The 14003-nt window shown below is 38.1% G+C and carries 9 protein-coding genes, 2 rRNA genes and 1 other RNA gene (1 of these 12 cut by a window edge); 4 read left to right on the top strand and 8 right to left on the bottom strand.

Annotation, left to right across the window (positions count from 1 at the left end; translation table 11 throughout):
* Positions 1-81: 81 nt before the first annotated feature.
* The 4 genes from cmk to A6A20_RS11180 form a co-directional block, all read right to left on the bottom strand.
* Positions 82-753, bottom strand: coding sequence for a (d)CMP kinase (cmk, locus tag A6A20_RS11195; RefSeq protein ID WP_279573501.1), 672 nt, complete (start codon positions 751-753; stop codon positions 82-84).
* A 182-nt stretch (positions 754-935) separates the two neighbouring features.
* On the bottom strand, positions 936-1361 hold the full coding sequence (locus A6A20_RS11190) for a universal stress protein (protein WP_279573500.1): 426 nt from the start codon (positions 1359-1361) through the stop codon (positions 936-938).
* An 81-nt stretch (positions 1362-1442) separates the two neighbouring features.
* On the bottom strand, positions 1443-4082 hold the full coding sequence (locus tag A6A20_RS11185; RefSeq protein WP_279573499.1) for a TRAP transporter permease: 2640 nt from the start codon (positions 4080-4082) through the stop codon (positions 1443-1445).
* Positions 4083-4193: 111 nt separating this feature from the next.
* Positions 4194-5156 (bottom strand): TAXI family TRAP transporter solute-binding subunit, encoded by a 963-nt coding sequence (locus A6A20_RS11180; RefSeq protein WP_279573498.1) that lies wholly within the window; start codon positions 5154-5156, stop codon positions 4194-4196.
* Positions 5157-5426: 270 nt separating this feature from the next.
* On the opposite strand from A6A20_RS11180, the gene A6A20_RS11175 reads away from it, so the two are divergent.
* From A6A20_RS11175 to cydC, 4 genes are all read left to right on the top strand, one after another.
* Entirely contained in the window at positions 5427-6284 is an 858-nt protein-coding gene (locus A6A20_RS11175) for a co-chaperone YbbN (RefSeq protein WP_279573497.1), read from the top strand.
* Between the two features lie 65 nt (positions 6285-6349).
* The gene (gene trxB / locus A6A20_RS11170; protein ID WP_279573496.1) at positions 6350-7303 is read left to right on the top strand and encodes a thioredoxin-disulfide reductase; all 954 of its coding nucleotides are present in this window, start codon (positions 6350-6352) and stop codon (positions 7301-7303) included.
* Positions 7304-8060: 757 nt separating this feature from the next.
* Positions 8061-9824 (top strand): heme ABC transporter permease/ATP-binding protein CydD, encoded by a 1764-nt coding sequence (gene cydD, locus A6A20_RS11165; RefSeq protein ID WP_279573495.1) that lies wholly within the window; start codon positions 8061-8063, stop codon positions 9822-9824.
* Position 9825: 1 nt separating this feature from the next.
* Positions 9826-11562: a heme ABC transporter ATP-binding protein/permease CydC gene (gene cydC, locus A6A20_RS11160; RefSeq protein ID WP_279573494.1), complete on the top strand. Its 1737-nt coding sequence runs from the start codon at positions 9826-9828 to the stop codon at positions 11560-11562.
* A gap of 23 nt (positions 11563-11585) precedes the next feature.
* Here the strand turns inward: cydC and ffs are convergent.
* The 4 genes from ffs to A6A20_RS11140 form a co-directional block, all read right to left on the bottom strand.
* An RNA gene (gene ffs / locus A6A20_RS11155) (signal recognition particle sRNA small type) lies at positions 11586-11682 on the bottom strand.
* A 138-nt stretch (positions 11683-11820) separates the two neighbouring features.
* On the bottom strand, positions 11821-13110 hold the full coding sequence (gene serS, locus A6A20_RS11150; protein ID WP_279573493.1) for a serine--tRNA ligase: 1290 nt from the start codon (positions 13108-13110) through the stop codon (positions 11821-11823).
* Between the two features lie 204 nt (positions 13111-13314).
* Positions 13315-13430 (bottom strand): 5S ribosomal RNA (rrf, locus tag A6A20_RS11145).
* Between the two features lie 200 nt (positions 13431-13630).
* Positions 13631-14003, bottom strand: a 23S ribosomal RNA gene (locus A6A20_RS11140) (it continues 2638 nt past the right edge of the window).

Here is a 14003-nt window from a genome sequence, read left to right as displayed (position 1 = left end):
TACAAATAACGACCACTTTAATTCCCTTAAAAGTGGGGTTGATCATAATCGTTTATTCATTCCTTGAATAAACAAAACCTATTATAATTTTAGCTTTTGATCAATATAAGCTAAGGCTTGTTCCACAACTTGTTCTATGGATAACGCTGTAGAATCTAGCAACAAAGCATCTTGCGCTGGAACAAGCGGTGCAACCGCCCGATTTCTATCACGCAAATCTCGTGCTTTTATCTCGGCTAAAATCTGGCTAAAGTTACCATTAATTCCTTTACTTTGCAACTGTTTAAGGCGTCTTTTCACCCTTTCTTCCGCACTTGCATCTAAAAATAATTTAACGGACGCCTCTGGAAAAACCACTGTTCCCATATCTCGCCCATCGGCAATCAGCCCTTTGTTGTTCGCAAAATCTCGTTGTCGTTGCAATAATGCCGACCTAACTTGTGCAAAAACCGCCACTTTAGATGCCGCTTCCGCCACAGGTTGAGTACGAATGTCAGCACTGACATCTTGCCCATCAAGCAAGACTTTGACCTCACCTTGCTCGGCTAAAAATTGAATATCTAGCTGACTGGCTAAATTGGCAAGTTGTGTTTCATCGGCAAGATCTATGGATTTCTTTAATGCGGCTAAAGCAGTAACACGATAAATAGCACCACTATCCAACAGTGCAAAACCTAATTTCTGTGCCAAGGCATAACATAATGTTCCCTTTCCTGCACCGCTCGGTCCATCTACCGTAATAATATTATTCATTTCAATTAATCCTTAATTTATCAATAAACTGCACTATAGTCATTTCAATTTAAAATAAGACAAGGCGGCACGCCGAAGACAGTACAGATAGTACGGCGAGGCGTGCCAACGCTGTATTATTCTAAAGTGGAACGACTATATTATACGCTATTTTAGATTCTGTTTATTATCACTACACCTATTTATTTCAGGATTAATACGGGCTTATTACCATATTTTGCCACACGCCTTGTATTACTACTTAACCCTGCCATATCAGGTTGACTACTGGCTAACATTAAAATTAATTCAATATCCTTTTCTTCTGCAATACGATTAATTTCTTCATAAATAGTACCATGGGCAACAATATGTTGCACTTTGGCTTGCGCAGGAAAATGTTGTTGAGTAAACTGGTGCAGTGCTTTATTGACTTCTTCTACCAGCGATTTATCAAAGTTTTTCGGTAAAAATGCGGAGATAAAACTGTCATCAACTGGCTCTACAATGGTTACTACACGAAAAATAGGGTTTTCTACCTTTTCTGTTAATTGTAAAGCCGTATCCACCACATATTTCGCAGTTTCTTGATTATTTAAATCAATAACGAGTAATAATTTGCTATACATAATCATTTATCCTTTGTAATCAAAACAAGAAAAGTGCGGTCAATTTTCAGAAAATTTTGCTAAAAATGACCGCACTTTCGTTTATTTACCTTTTATTCTACGATGTTGATTTAGCATAACGCCAGCAATCAACAATAATGCAGGAATAAATATCCATTCTTTTGCCAATGCAGGCTGTGGTAATGCCACATCAAGAATGGTTTGATCCCAATTCAAGCCAGCTTTAGCCGCTGGCGAATCAATTTCTACATTATCAATTAAGATTTTTGATATTGATTTTCCATCAACCGTTATTTTTTCGCCCGTATCTAACAACATTAAGCCTAGAGCTTGTAAACGTTGCTCCGCATTTTCGCCAGCGGGGACAGCTAACTGGGCATAGAACGTGATTTCTTTACCATAAGGATTTAAGCCCGATACTTCTAACTTAATTTGTTCCCCTTGTGGCAATGTAGCTAATTCCTGTTCAAATTGAATAGGTTCAATATGGCGTTCTGACGGCGAAATATATTCCATAAAAAAGCCCGGACGGAATAACATAAAGGCCGCCATAATCAATACCAAACTTTCCCAAAGTTTATTTTTGGTTAAGAAATACCGCATCGTACCCGCAGTAAAGACCAAGATCCCTACCGTTGCGGTAATAAACACCAAAATACCCTTTGCCCAGCCTACATCAATCAACAATAAATCCGTATTGAAAATAAACAAGAAGGGTAAAATGGCGGTTCTTAGGCTATAATAAAACGCCTCAACCCCTGTTTTTATTGGGCTACCCCCTGAAATGGCTGCTGCCGCAAAAGAAGCAAGCCCCACTGGTGGCGTTACGTCTGCCATAATACCAAAATAGAATACAAATAAATGCACAGCAATCAGCGGTACAATCAGCCCATTTTGACGTCCCACCTCCACAATAACCAATGCCATTAAGGAAGAAACCACAATATAATTCGCCGTTGTCGGCAAGCCCATACCTAAAATTAAACTAAAGACCGCCACTAAAATTAACATTAATAAAATATTACCCATTGATAACATTTCAATAATGCCCGATAGCTGAACGCCGAAGCCTGTCAAAGCAACCACGCCCACAATAATCCCAGCGGTGGCAGTAGCAATGCCTATGCCAATCATATTTCTCGCACCAGCTTCTAAGCCATCAATAAATTCCGTTACGCCTTGTTTAAATAATTGACTTTTATCGGCTTGATCTTGACGGAAAAGGCTTAATAATGGACGCTGAGTGAGTAGAATTACCATTAACGCCATTGTTCCCCAGAAAGCAGATAAGCCCGGCGACATACGTTCAATCATTAAACACCAAAGTAAAACTACTACAGGTAAGAGATAATGTAAGCCCGCATTTACCGTTGGTTTAGCTGAAGGTAATTTCACGATTTTTGCATTAGGATCATCAGGCTCTAATTCTGGGAAACTCGCCACTCGACGCAATAATAGCAAATAGACAATCGCTAATAATAAACACACAATAGCAAAAGAGAAATCAGGGAAAACATTTTTTATCCAGCCCAAAGTAAACTCTAAAGCAAAATATAAGGCACAAATAATTAAGAAATTCGCCAAGGTACGAATTAACATTACCAACATCGGACGAGGTAGATCTGTGCGTTCTAGCCCCCTTAATCCCATTTTGCAAGCCTCTAAATGCACAATATACACCAAGGCAATATAAGAAATTAATGCAGGTAAAAAAGCGTGAGTAATTAATTGGCTATAAGGCATATTGACATACTCAATCATCAAAAATGCCGCCGCCCCCATAACGGGTGGCATAATTTGCCCATTAACCGAAGAAGCCACTTCCACCGCCCCTGCTTTTTCTGGGGTAAAACCGACTCGTTTCATCATTGGAATGGTAAAAGTCCCTGTGGTTACCACATTAGCAATGGAAGAGCCTGATACTAATCCCGTTAATGCGGAGGAAACCACCGCGGCTTTCGCTGGACCACCACTTAAATGCCCTAAATAAGCAAAAGCGGTTTTAATAAAATAATTCCCAGCGCCTGCTTTATCCAACAAAGCGCCAAAAAGTACAAAAAGGAAAACATATTTGGTAGATACACCTAAAGCAACACCAAACACGCCTTCAGTGGTAATCCATTGTTGATTAATAATTTGTGATAAAGATCCCGAACGATGGCTGATTAACCAATTAGTGGGCAAATATTGCCCTAAATAGTTATAGAGTAAGAAAACGGAAGCAATAATAACTAACGGTAATCCTAAACTACGGCGACACGCCTCAAGCAATAAAATAATCCCTAGACAACCGGCTAAAATATCTTGTGTATTCGGTGCACCAAAACGGGTAACTAAACCTTCATAAAAGAAAATGTAGTAAGCCCCTAAAAATGCCCCCAAGGTTGCAAATAGCCAATCTTGATAAGGCACTCTATGTTTAGGAGAGGTAGCAAAAGCAGGAAATGAAAGATAGGCTAGAAATAATGCAAAAGCAAGATGAATAGAACGTGCTTTAGTATCATCAATAACCACATTTAAATTAACTCCCCAATCTCTTAACACCTCTTGTAACCAAAAGGGGAAAGGAGAAGTATAATAAAGTTGAAAAACCGACCATAATATTGCGGTAACAACAATAATTCTTTTGGTTAGTCCTGTAGGATTACGACCACCTGAATCATTTGAAGCCACCATATCCTGTAAATCATCATAATCTACTTTTTTACTTGTTGCCGACATATTTCCTCCGACAAAATAATCTAATGCAATGAATTAAGCTATAATTCATAAGATATGAATAAAATAATGAAATAAGGCAGACAAGCTGCCTTTAATCACGAGGAAAAAGAATTATTGAATCCAACCACGTTCTTTATAATAACGCACTGCACCCTCATGCAATGGTGCTGATAGAGCATTTTTAATCATTTCTTGCTCTTTTAAATTAGCAAAGGCTGGGTGTAAGCGTTTAAAACGGTCAAAATTATCAAATACCGCTTTCACAACCGCATAAACTTTATCATCATCAACATCGGCAGAAGTCACTAAAGTAGCATAAACCCCAAAGCTTTCTACAGGTTCATCACTTCCCTTATATAAACCACCCGGGATAATTGCTTTCGCATAATAAGAATGATCGGCAACTAACTTATCGATCGCTTCGCCAGTAACAGGAACTAAATGGACATCACAAGAAGCGGCAGCCTCTTTTAATGCCCCATTTGGATGTCCTACATTATAAGTAATGGCATCTAAGTTATTATCACACATTACCGATGCCATTTCCGCTGGTTTTAACTCAGAAGCAACTTTAAATTCTTTATCCGTCCAACCCTTAGCGCCTAAAATAACATTCATTGTTGCTCTTGTGCCTGAGCCGGGATCGCCCACATTCACACGTTTACCTTTTAAATCATCAAAAGATTGAATACCTGAATCATCACGAGCCATTAAGGTAAAAGGTTCGGCATGTAACGAAAAGATTGCACGCAACTTATCGTTTTTCTTGCCTTCAAAAGAACTTGTGCCATTATAAGCGTGATATTGCCAATCTGATTGTGCAATCCCCATATCCATTTGTTGGGCGGCAATGGAATTTAAATTCCCTACCGATCCCCCCGTAGATGGTGCATTACATTTTACTTGCGTTTTTGCTGTATCACGATTAACTAACTGACAAATAGATTGCCCAACCACATAATACACCCCTGTTTGCCCACCTGTCCCAATGGTAATAAATTTCTCTTGAGCCTGTACAGACAACGCCCCCATCGCTAATGCAGAAACTAAGGTATATTTAAATAATTTTTTCATAAATAAGCCCCTTACATTTAAGTTAATTGTTAATAATGTTGTGCTATCTCTAAAATAGAGAGAATTTAGATATACTCAACTTTTTTGACTTACACAATCTTATTGCAGAGAAAAAGTGAATAATTTACATTAATTTACCCATAACACAACAAACTGCTTTTTTAAAAAACAGACCAATCTACTGAATTTAACGCCTACACAGAAAATTTGCTGAACCTCAGTAATTTCTTATACAATAATCCCTATGATTATTTACTCAAGAGAAAAATTATGAAGCAAAACCAATATATTATTGATATTAATGAACAAAATCTCAGCGAAATTTTACAACTCTCGCAACAAACGCCCTTAGTTTTTAATTTTTATGCGCCTAGCCACCAAGAATCTGCTGATTTTTTAGCCTTATTAGAAAAAATTGCTGACCAATTTGCTGGACAATTTATCCTCGCAAAAGTCAACTGCGAAACGCAACAAATGATTGCTGCTCGTTTCCAAATTCAAGCCTTACCCACCACCTATTTATTTAAAAATGGCGAGGCATTAGATGCTTTCCCTGGGGCATTATCAGAACAAGATCTTCAACAACGTTTATCCGTTATTCTGCCCAAAGAAGAAGAGATTAAATTTAATCAGGCATTAGATTTATTAGCCAACCAAAACTATACTGATGCACTTCCATTACTAAAAGATGCTTGGACATTGTCAGATAAAAAAAATAGTGAAATTGCCTTGCTTTATGCTGAAACCTATATTGCGATAAAAAAAATTGAACCGGCACAAGACATCTTAAATCAAATACCCATTCAAGATCGTGATAGTCGTTGGCAAGGTTTACAAGCACAAATTGATCTATTAATAAAAGCAGCCGATACCCCAGAAATTCAACAATTACAAGCGGATTATCAGCGTAATCCCTCCTCTGAGATTGCCTTAAAATTGGCATTACAATTACATCAAGCACACCGTAATGAAGAAGCATTGGCGTTATTGTTTAATATTCTTAAACAAGATCTCTCTGCTGAAAATGGCGAGGTAAAACAACAATTTTTAGCCATTCTTTCTGCTATCGGTAATAATGATCCTATTACCACTAAATACCGTCGCATGATGTATTCCCTATTATATTAATTACTGGTATAGAAATTACCTATTTTTTATAATTTAACCCACAAATTATTTTTTAAGGATTGATTATGACTGAAGTGAAACATTGTAAATTATTAATTCTTGGTTCAGGCCCAGCAGGTTATACCGCAGCAATTTATGCCGCTCGGGCAAACTTACACCCCGTTTTAGTAACAGGTATGCAACAAGGTGGGCAACTTACCACAACGGACGAAATTGAAAATTGGCCGGGCGATTTTGAACACACCACAGGACAAGGATTAATGCAACGCATGTTGCAACATGCGGAAAAGTTTGACAGCGAAATTGTATTTGATCATATCAATAAAGTGGATTTATCTCAGCGTCCTTTCAAATTGTACGGCGACATTAATACCTTTAGTTGTGATGCCCTAATTATCGCCACTGGTGCATCTGCCAAATATTTAGGCTTACCCTCAGAAGAAGCCTATAAGGGCAAAGGGGTATCTGCTTGTGCCACCTGTGATGGTTTCTTTTATCGCAACAAACCTGTTGCCGTTGTTGGGGGAGGAAATACAGCAGTAGAAGAGGCACTTTATTTAGCAAATATCGCTAGTGAAGTCCATCTTATTCATCGCCGTAATAGCTTTCGTGCCGAAAAAATCTTACTTGGACGCTTAGAGAAAAAAGTCGCTGAGGGCAAAATTATTCTGCATACTGACCGCACTTTAGAAGAGGTATTAGGCGATAATATGGGCGTTACAGGGGTACGTATTAAGGACACGCAATCTGAACTCAGAGAAGAAATTAAACTAGATGGCGTCTTTATTGCCATTGGACATGCGCCAAATACAGACATTTTCGCTGATCAACTTGCCTTACAAAATGGTTATATCTTAGTAAAATCAGGTCTTGATGGCAATGCCACCGCAACATCAGTAGAGGGAGTATTCGCCGCGGGTGATGTTATGGATCATAACTACCGCCAAGCTATTACTTCCGCTGGCACTGGCTGTATGGCAGCATTAGATGCTGAACGTTTTTTAGATGCCCAAGCATAAATTAAGCGAAAATTAAATGAAAAAGTGCGGTGGGTTTTGAGATTATTTTTTCACTTTCATTTCTCCGACTTCACAAATGTATTTCGCACATTCGTGCGCCCTACTTTCTTTACTCGTGTAAAGAAAGTAGGCAAAGAAACACGCCCCCTAGAAAAAGCCTTTTCCAGCCTTTCACTAAGAACGATATACGAATAATTTTGGAACTCGCTACGCTCAAACAGCCAAAATTATTCTATCGTTCTAAGTTTAGGCTGGGGCTTTTTAAGGGGGTAAAGGAGCGTTATTGTTATTTTGTCGGTAAATTATTGATAATAAATTATTTTTAAGTTTTAATTTTATTCAAAAGTGCGGTGGTTTTTTAATTTTTTCCCAAAAATAGAGATATTTCCGATCATTCCCCCTTAAAAATTCCCTATGTAAAACTTAGAACCATAGGCACATTTCTGCTGTCTGAGCCTTGCAAAACAAGGCAAGTTCAGAAATGTGGCGTGATGGTTCAAGTTGAAACACAGGATCAGAATTTTTCTAGGGGGTGCATTTCTTTGCTTACTTTCTTTTGTGCAAGCAAAGAAAGTAAGTCGCCAACGGCGAAAACCGTTATCAATGACGAAGAAACAAAAGCAAAAAATCCCAAAAACCACTTAACTTGATTTTAAACAAATCTTAACCTTGAATTTCTTGATTGATAATATTTATCCTAAGCCCAAAGTAGCGTATCATATTCACTATAAATCAAGTTAAAATTATCATCATAAATATGCAGAAAACTCGACAACGTTATCTACAAAAATGGCTTAGACAACAGCAACAACCAATAAAAAAGTTACTCAATATCAATATCTTATTAGCCAGCTTCAGTTCAATTATTTTAGTGGCACAAACAGCTTTACTTGCTTATCTCCTTGATCATTTGATTATGCAACAAACCACAAGTTCCGAGCTCATTGTTCCCTTTTTATTGTTAATTGTTGGCTTTGCCCTACGTGCAACAATACTTTGGTTGAGAGAGCGTATCGGATTTCGTTGCGGTCAGCAATTACGCAATATTCTGCGACAAAAAATACTAGATAAAATTCATCAGGTAGGTCCAGCCATTATTCAACAAAAACCCGCTGGTGCTTGGGCAAGTATTATGTTGGAACAAGTAGAAAATTTACATAATTTCTACGCACGTTATTTGCCCCAACAAATGCTTTCCCTTATTGTGCCTATTGTAATTTTAATTGCTATATTGCCCTTAAACTGGGTTGCTGCGGCAATTTTATTGGTTACTGCGCCGCTTATTCCTATTTTTATGATTTTAGTAGGGCTTGCTGCCGCCGATAGTAGCCAACGTAATATGGCTACATTAGCTCGCCTTAGCGCTCAATTCTTAGATCGCTTACAGGGATTAGAAACCCTGCGTCTGTTTCATCAAGCTCAACAACAAACTCAACATATTGAAAAAAGCACTGAGGATTTTCGTAAAACCACTATGGACGTGCTAAAAATGGCATTTTTATCCTCCGCAGTACTGGAATTTTTTACCTCAATTTCCATTGCGATTATGGCGGTCTATTTTGGTTTTAGTTATTTAGGGCAGTTAAACTTCGGGCATTATGATACAGGGATTACATTATTTACTGGCTTTTTCTGCTTAATTCTTGCCCCTGAGTTTTATCAACCTCTCCGAGATTTAGGCACTTATTATCATGATCGCTCAGCAGCGATTGGGGCAGCTGATGCCATTGAGGAGTTTTTACAACAAACAACCATTGAAACACAACATACACCAGTGCCAACTTTTTCCCCAACTCAAGCAATCACTATTGAAGCACAAGATTTAGTAATACTTTCGCCACAAGGAAGCCCTTTAAGCCAGCCTTTAACTTTTTCGCTCCCCGCTTATAGTCATACCGCATTGGTAGGGCAAAGTGGTGCTGGAAAAAGCTCGCTAATGAATGTATTACTTGGTTTTTTACCTTATGAGGGTAGCTTGAAAATTAATGGGCAAGAACTCAAGCAAATTGATCCCTCTTTATGGCGTAAGCAAATTGCTTGGGTTGGGCAAAATCCATTGTTATTACAAGGAAGTATAAAAAACAACCTCTTATTAGGAGAACTACAAGCCACAGAGCAACAAATTGAACAAGCATTGAAACAGGCACTCGCTAAAGACTTTACCGATAAATTAGGCTTAGATTATGAAATTAAAGAGGGAGGCATTGGACTTTCCGTTGGTCAAGCACAACGTTTAGCCATAGCTCGAGCCTTATTAAAACAAAGTAAACTGTTACTGCTTGATGAACCCACCGCAAGCCTTGATGCACAATCTGAAAATCAAGTTTTAAAAAGTTTACAGCAAATAAGTCGTTTACAAACGACATTAATGATTACCCATCGTATAGAAGATTTGCAACAATGCGACCAAATTTTAGTGATGCAACAAGGAAAAATCTTGCAACAGGGTCATTTTTCACAATTAAAAAACACTGGCTTCTTTGCTCAATTATTAGCCGATAGACATTTGGAAATCAATTAATATGCGTACATTATTCCCCTTTATTCGTTTATTTAAGCATAATAAATTTCAACTTTTTTTAGGTATTCTATTGATGATTACGGGGCTTGCTGCCAGTATTGGTTTATTAACCCTGTCAGGTTGGTTTCTTGCCGCTACCGCAATTGCAGGGGCAGGCACATTATTTAACTTTTTTTATCCCTCTGCAGGCGTGAGAGGATTAGCTATTGGACGCACCGCCGCTCGTTATGTGGAAAAAATTATTACCCATGATGTTACCTTTCGCATTCTTGCGAAATTACGTGTCAGCATTTTTACTAAAATTATTCCTCTTTCTCCAGCCGTATTAAATCGCTATCGCCATAGTGATTTACTTAATCGTTTAGTGGCAGATGTAGATACGTTAGATAGCCTGTATTTACGCTTACTTGCCCCTTTTATTAGTGCAATCATTGTAATCAGTGGGATTACCATTGGATTAAGTTTTATTCATGTAAAAATTGCATTATTTATTGGTATAACCCTATTCATATTACTTTTGGTTATTCCTATAATTTTTTATCACTTAGGTAAAAAATTTGGCTATCAATTAGTACAACAACGTGCCAAATATCGCACTCAATTTATTGAGTTTATTCAAGCCCAAGCAGAATTATTATTATTTAATGCCCAAAATCAGCATAAGCAAGTACTTAACCAGACAGAACAACAATGGCAATCTCTGCAAGCTAAAGAAGCAAATTTAGCGGGATTTTCTACCGCACTTTTATTATTTTGTAATGGTCTATTGGTAGTTGCAGTACTTTGGTTATCCGCCAATGCCGAATTAGGGCAAGGGCTTTATAAAGCGGCAATGATTGCATTATTCACGTTTTGTGCTTTAGCAACTTTTGAAATTCTGATGCCTATCGGCACAGCATTCTTACATATAGGTCAAGTAATCGCATCAGCAGAACGAGTTAATGATATAACTCAGCAATCCCCTTTAGTAAATTTCAGTGGTAAACAAAATTGGTTAACCTCTCCCCAAACCACGCCACTGATTCACATAGAGCAACTGAGTTTCTATTACCCACAACAGAGCAATCCTGCTTTGCAAAACATTCATCTAACCATTTACCAAGGTCAAAAAATTGCTATTTTAGGCAAAACAGGGAGCGGAAAATCAAGTTTATTACAATTATTAGTACGCAATTATGATCCTAACCAAGGTAAATTATTGCTAAATGGGCAGCCTATTACTGTTTATAAGGAAAATGTATTACGCCAACAAATTTGTATGCTTACCCAGCGAGTACATATATTTAGTGATACCTTACGTAATAATTTACAAATAGCCACTGATATTCCATTAAGTCAGCAGCAAATCCTTCTTGTCCTGCAACAAGTAGGCTTAAACCATTTAATAAATAATAAACAAGGTATAGATCTATGGTTAGGTGATGGCGGGCGTCCCCTTTCTGGTGGCGAACAACGCCGTCTTGGTCTCGCGAGGGTATTACTGAGCAATGCCCCAATATTATTATTAGATGAACCTACCGAAGGCTTAGATCGTGAAACAGAACGACAAATCCTTGCCTTATTACTTGAACATAGCAAAAACAAAACCCTTATTATGGTAACCCATCGTTTAACCGCATTAGAACAATTTGATCAATTATATTTAATTGATAACGCCAAACTGATCGAACAAGGCAATTACCATAGCTTACTTCAAGCAAATGGCTATTTCAGTGGCTTAGTTAAACGTATTGATTAAATTTGAGGAGAGTTGGGTGGAAGTCCTCCCAGCTTAAACTCGGCACACAAACATTCTGACTTTGGCTGCTTTCTTCCGAACCTGACCGAGTAAATCAGAGGTTGTTGCGAGGAACCGAAAGGACTTCCATAGATAAGCGTGATAAAATCACATTGGCTATTATGCTATAGAGCAAAAACGATTGCAAAGGTTTTAAACAAATTAATGTCTAATTGAATAAAAAATAATTAAAGGGAAAAATATTTCCCTTTAATCCGATTAATGACCAATGATACCAATTCCACCCATATAAGATCTTAATACTTCTGGTACAATAATTGAACCGTCTGCTTGCTGATAATTCTCTAAAATGGCAACAAGTGTACGACCTACGGCTAAACCAGAACCATTTAACGTATGCACTAAACGTGTTTTCTTATCGCCTTTAGCACGACAACGAGCTTGCATTCTACGAGCCTGAAAATCCCACATATTAGAACAAGAAGAAATTTCACGATAAGTATTTTGGGCAGGTAACCATACTTCGAGATCATAGGTTTTACAAGCGCCAAATCCCATATCACCACTACATAATAATACTTTACGATAAGGTAAATTAAGCAGTTGCAATACACGTTCAGCATGTCCCGTCAATTCTTCTAATGCTTCCATAGATTCTTCTGGAGCGACAATTTGTACCATTTCCACTTTATCAAATTGATGCATACGGATTAATCCCCTCGTATCACGTCCATAAGATCCTGCCTCAGAACGGAAACAAGGAGTATGTGCGGTCATTTTCAACGGTAAATTTTCTTCCTCAAGAATTTCATCACGCACAAGATTAGTAACAGGTACTTCCGCAGTGGGGATTAACGCATAAGGTTGTTCTCCTTCTAAAGGCTGTGTATGAAAAAGATCTTCACCAAATTTAGGTAATTGCCCCGTACCATATAAACTCGCATGATTAACCAAATAAGGCACATAAGTTTCCGCATAGCCATGCTGTTCCGTATGCAAATCTAACATAAATTGCGCCAATGCTCGGTGCAATTTAGCAATTTGCCCTTTCATCACCGCAAAACGAGCACCACTCAATTTTACGCCAGCGGCAAAATCAAGCCCCTTTAATTGCTCGCCTAAAGCCACATGATCCTTTACTTCAAAATCAAAGGTTCTTGGTGTCCCCCAACGTAAAATTTCTTGATTATCTGCTTCATCTTTACCTAAAGGCACTTCATCAGCAGGAATGTTTGGAATAGTCAAGGCTATTTGATTTAACTCCGCCAAAACTTCATCTAAATGGCTTTTAGCTAAAGTTAACTCCACCCCAAGATGATCAACCTCAGACAATAACCCACTAATATCTTCTCCCCTTGCTTTAGCCGCACCAATAGATTTAGAGCGAGTATTTCTTTCTGCTTGCAAAGACTCGGTTTTTACTTGTAAGGCTTTACGTTTTTCTTCTAATTGATTAACTTTATCAATATCTAATTCAAAATTACGTCTTATTTTTAATTTTTCTGCTACTTCAGTTAAATTATTACGCAATAAATTTGGATCTATCATACTCTATACCTATTTGATTATATTTATCTTTAAGTTAATTATTCTAGATCGATTTATCTTGTTTTTCAAAAATTTATAACCAATTTTAGTAAAATATTTAGATAAGAGGTTTAAATAAAGTGCGGTTAGTTTTAAAATATTTTTTCTTAATTCTTAATAAACAAAAACCCCCGTTGCTTCACAACAGGGGCGCTATTCATAACAACCTGGCGGTGACCTACTCTCACATGGGGATACCCCACACTACCATCGGCGTTACGGCGTTTCACTTCTGAGTTCGGCATGGGGTCAGGTGGGACCACCGCACTATCGCCGCCAAGATAATTCCTTTGATGATTTTACTTCGATTCTGTCCTTTCTTTATTCTTCTTCTCTTTAACTTCAAAAACAAGCTGTCTACTTTAACTCTCTATTCTCTATCGTCTGAATCTTTATTCTTTATTTGTCGTTTTCTTTACTTCACTTTATTTTCGCTTTGTTTCGCTACTTCCTCTACTCAGCAAAAACACTACAGCGTTGTATAGTTAAGCCTCTCGGGCAATTAGTACTGGTTAGCTCAATGTATCACTACACTTACACACCCAGCCTATCTACGTCTTCGTCTCAAACAACCCTTACAATCCTTAGATTGGGATAACTCATCTCAAGGCAAGTTTCGTGCTTATATGCTTTCAGCACTTATCTCTTCCGCATTTAGCTACCCAGCAATGCCTCTGGCGAGACAACTGGAACACCAGTGATGCGTCCACTCCGGTCCTCTCGTACTAGGAGCAGCCCCTCTCAATTATCCTACGCCCACGGCAGATAGGGACCGAACTGTCTCACGACGTTCTAAACCCAGCTCGCGTACCACTTTAAATGGCGAACAGCCATACCCTTGGGACCTACTTCAG

Origin of the sequence: Volucribacter amazonae (genome assembly GCF_029783845.1) — a bacterium.
Lineage (GTDB): Bacteria > Pseudomonadota > Gammaproteobacteria > Enterobacterales > Pasteurellaceae > Volucribacter > Volucribacter amazonae.
Note: the sequence above shows the minus strand (reverse complement) of the source record. Positions and strands in the feature narration are given on the sequence as shown.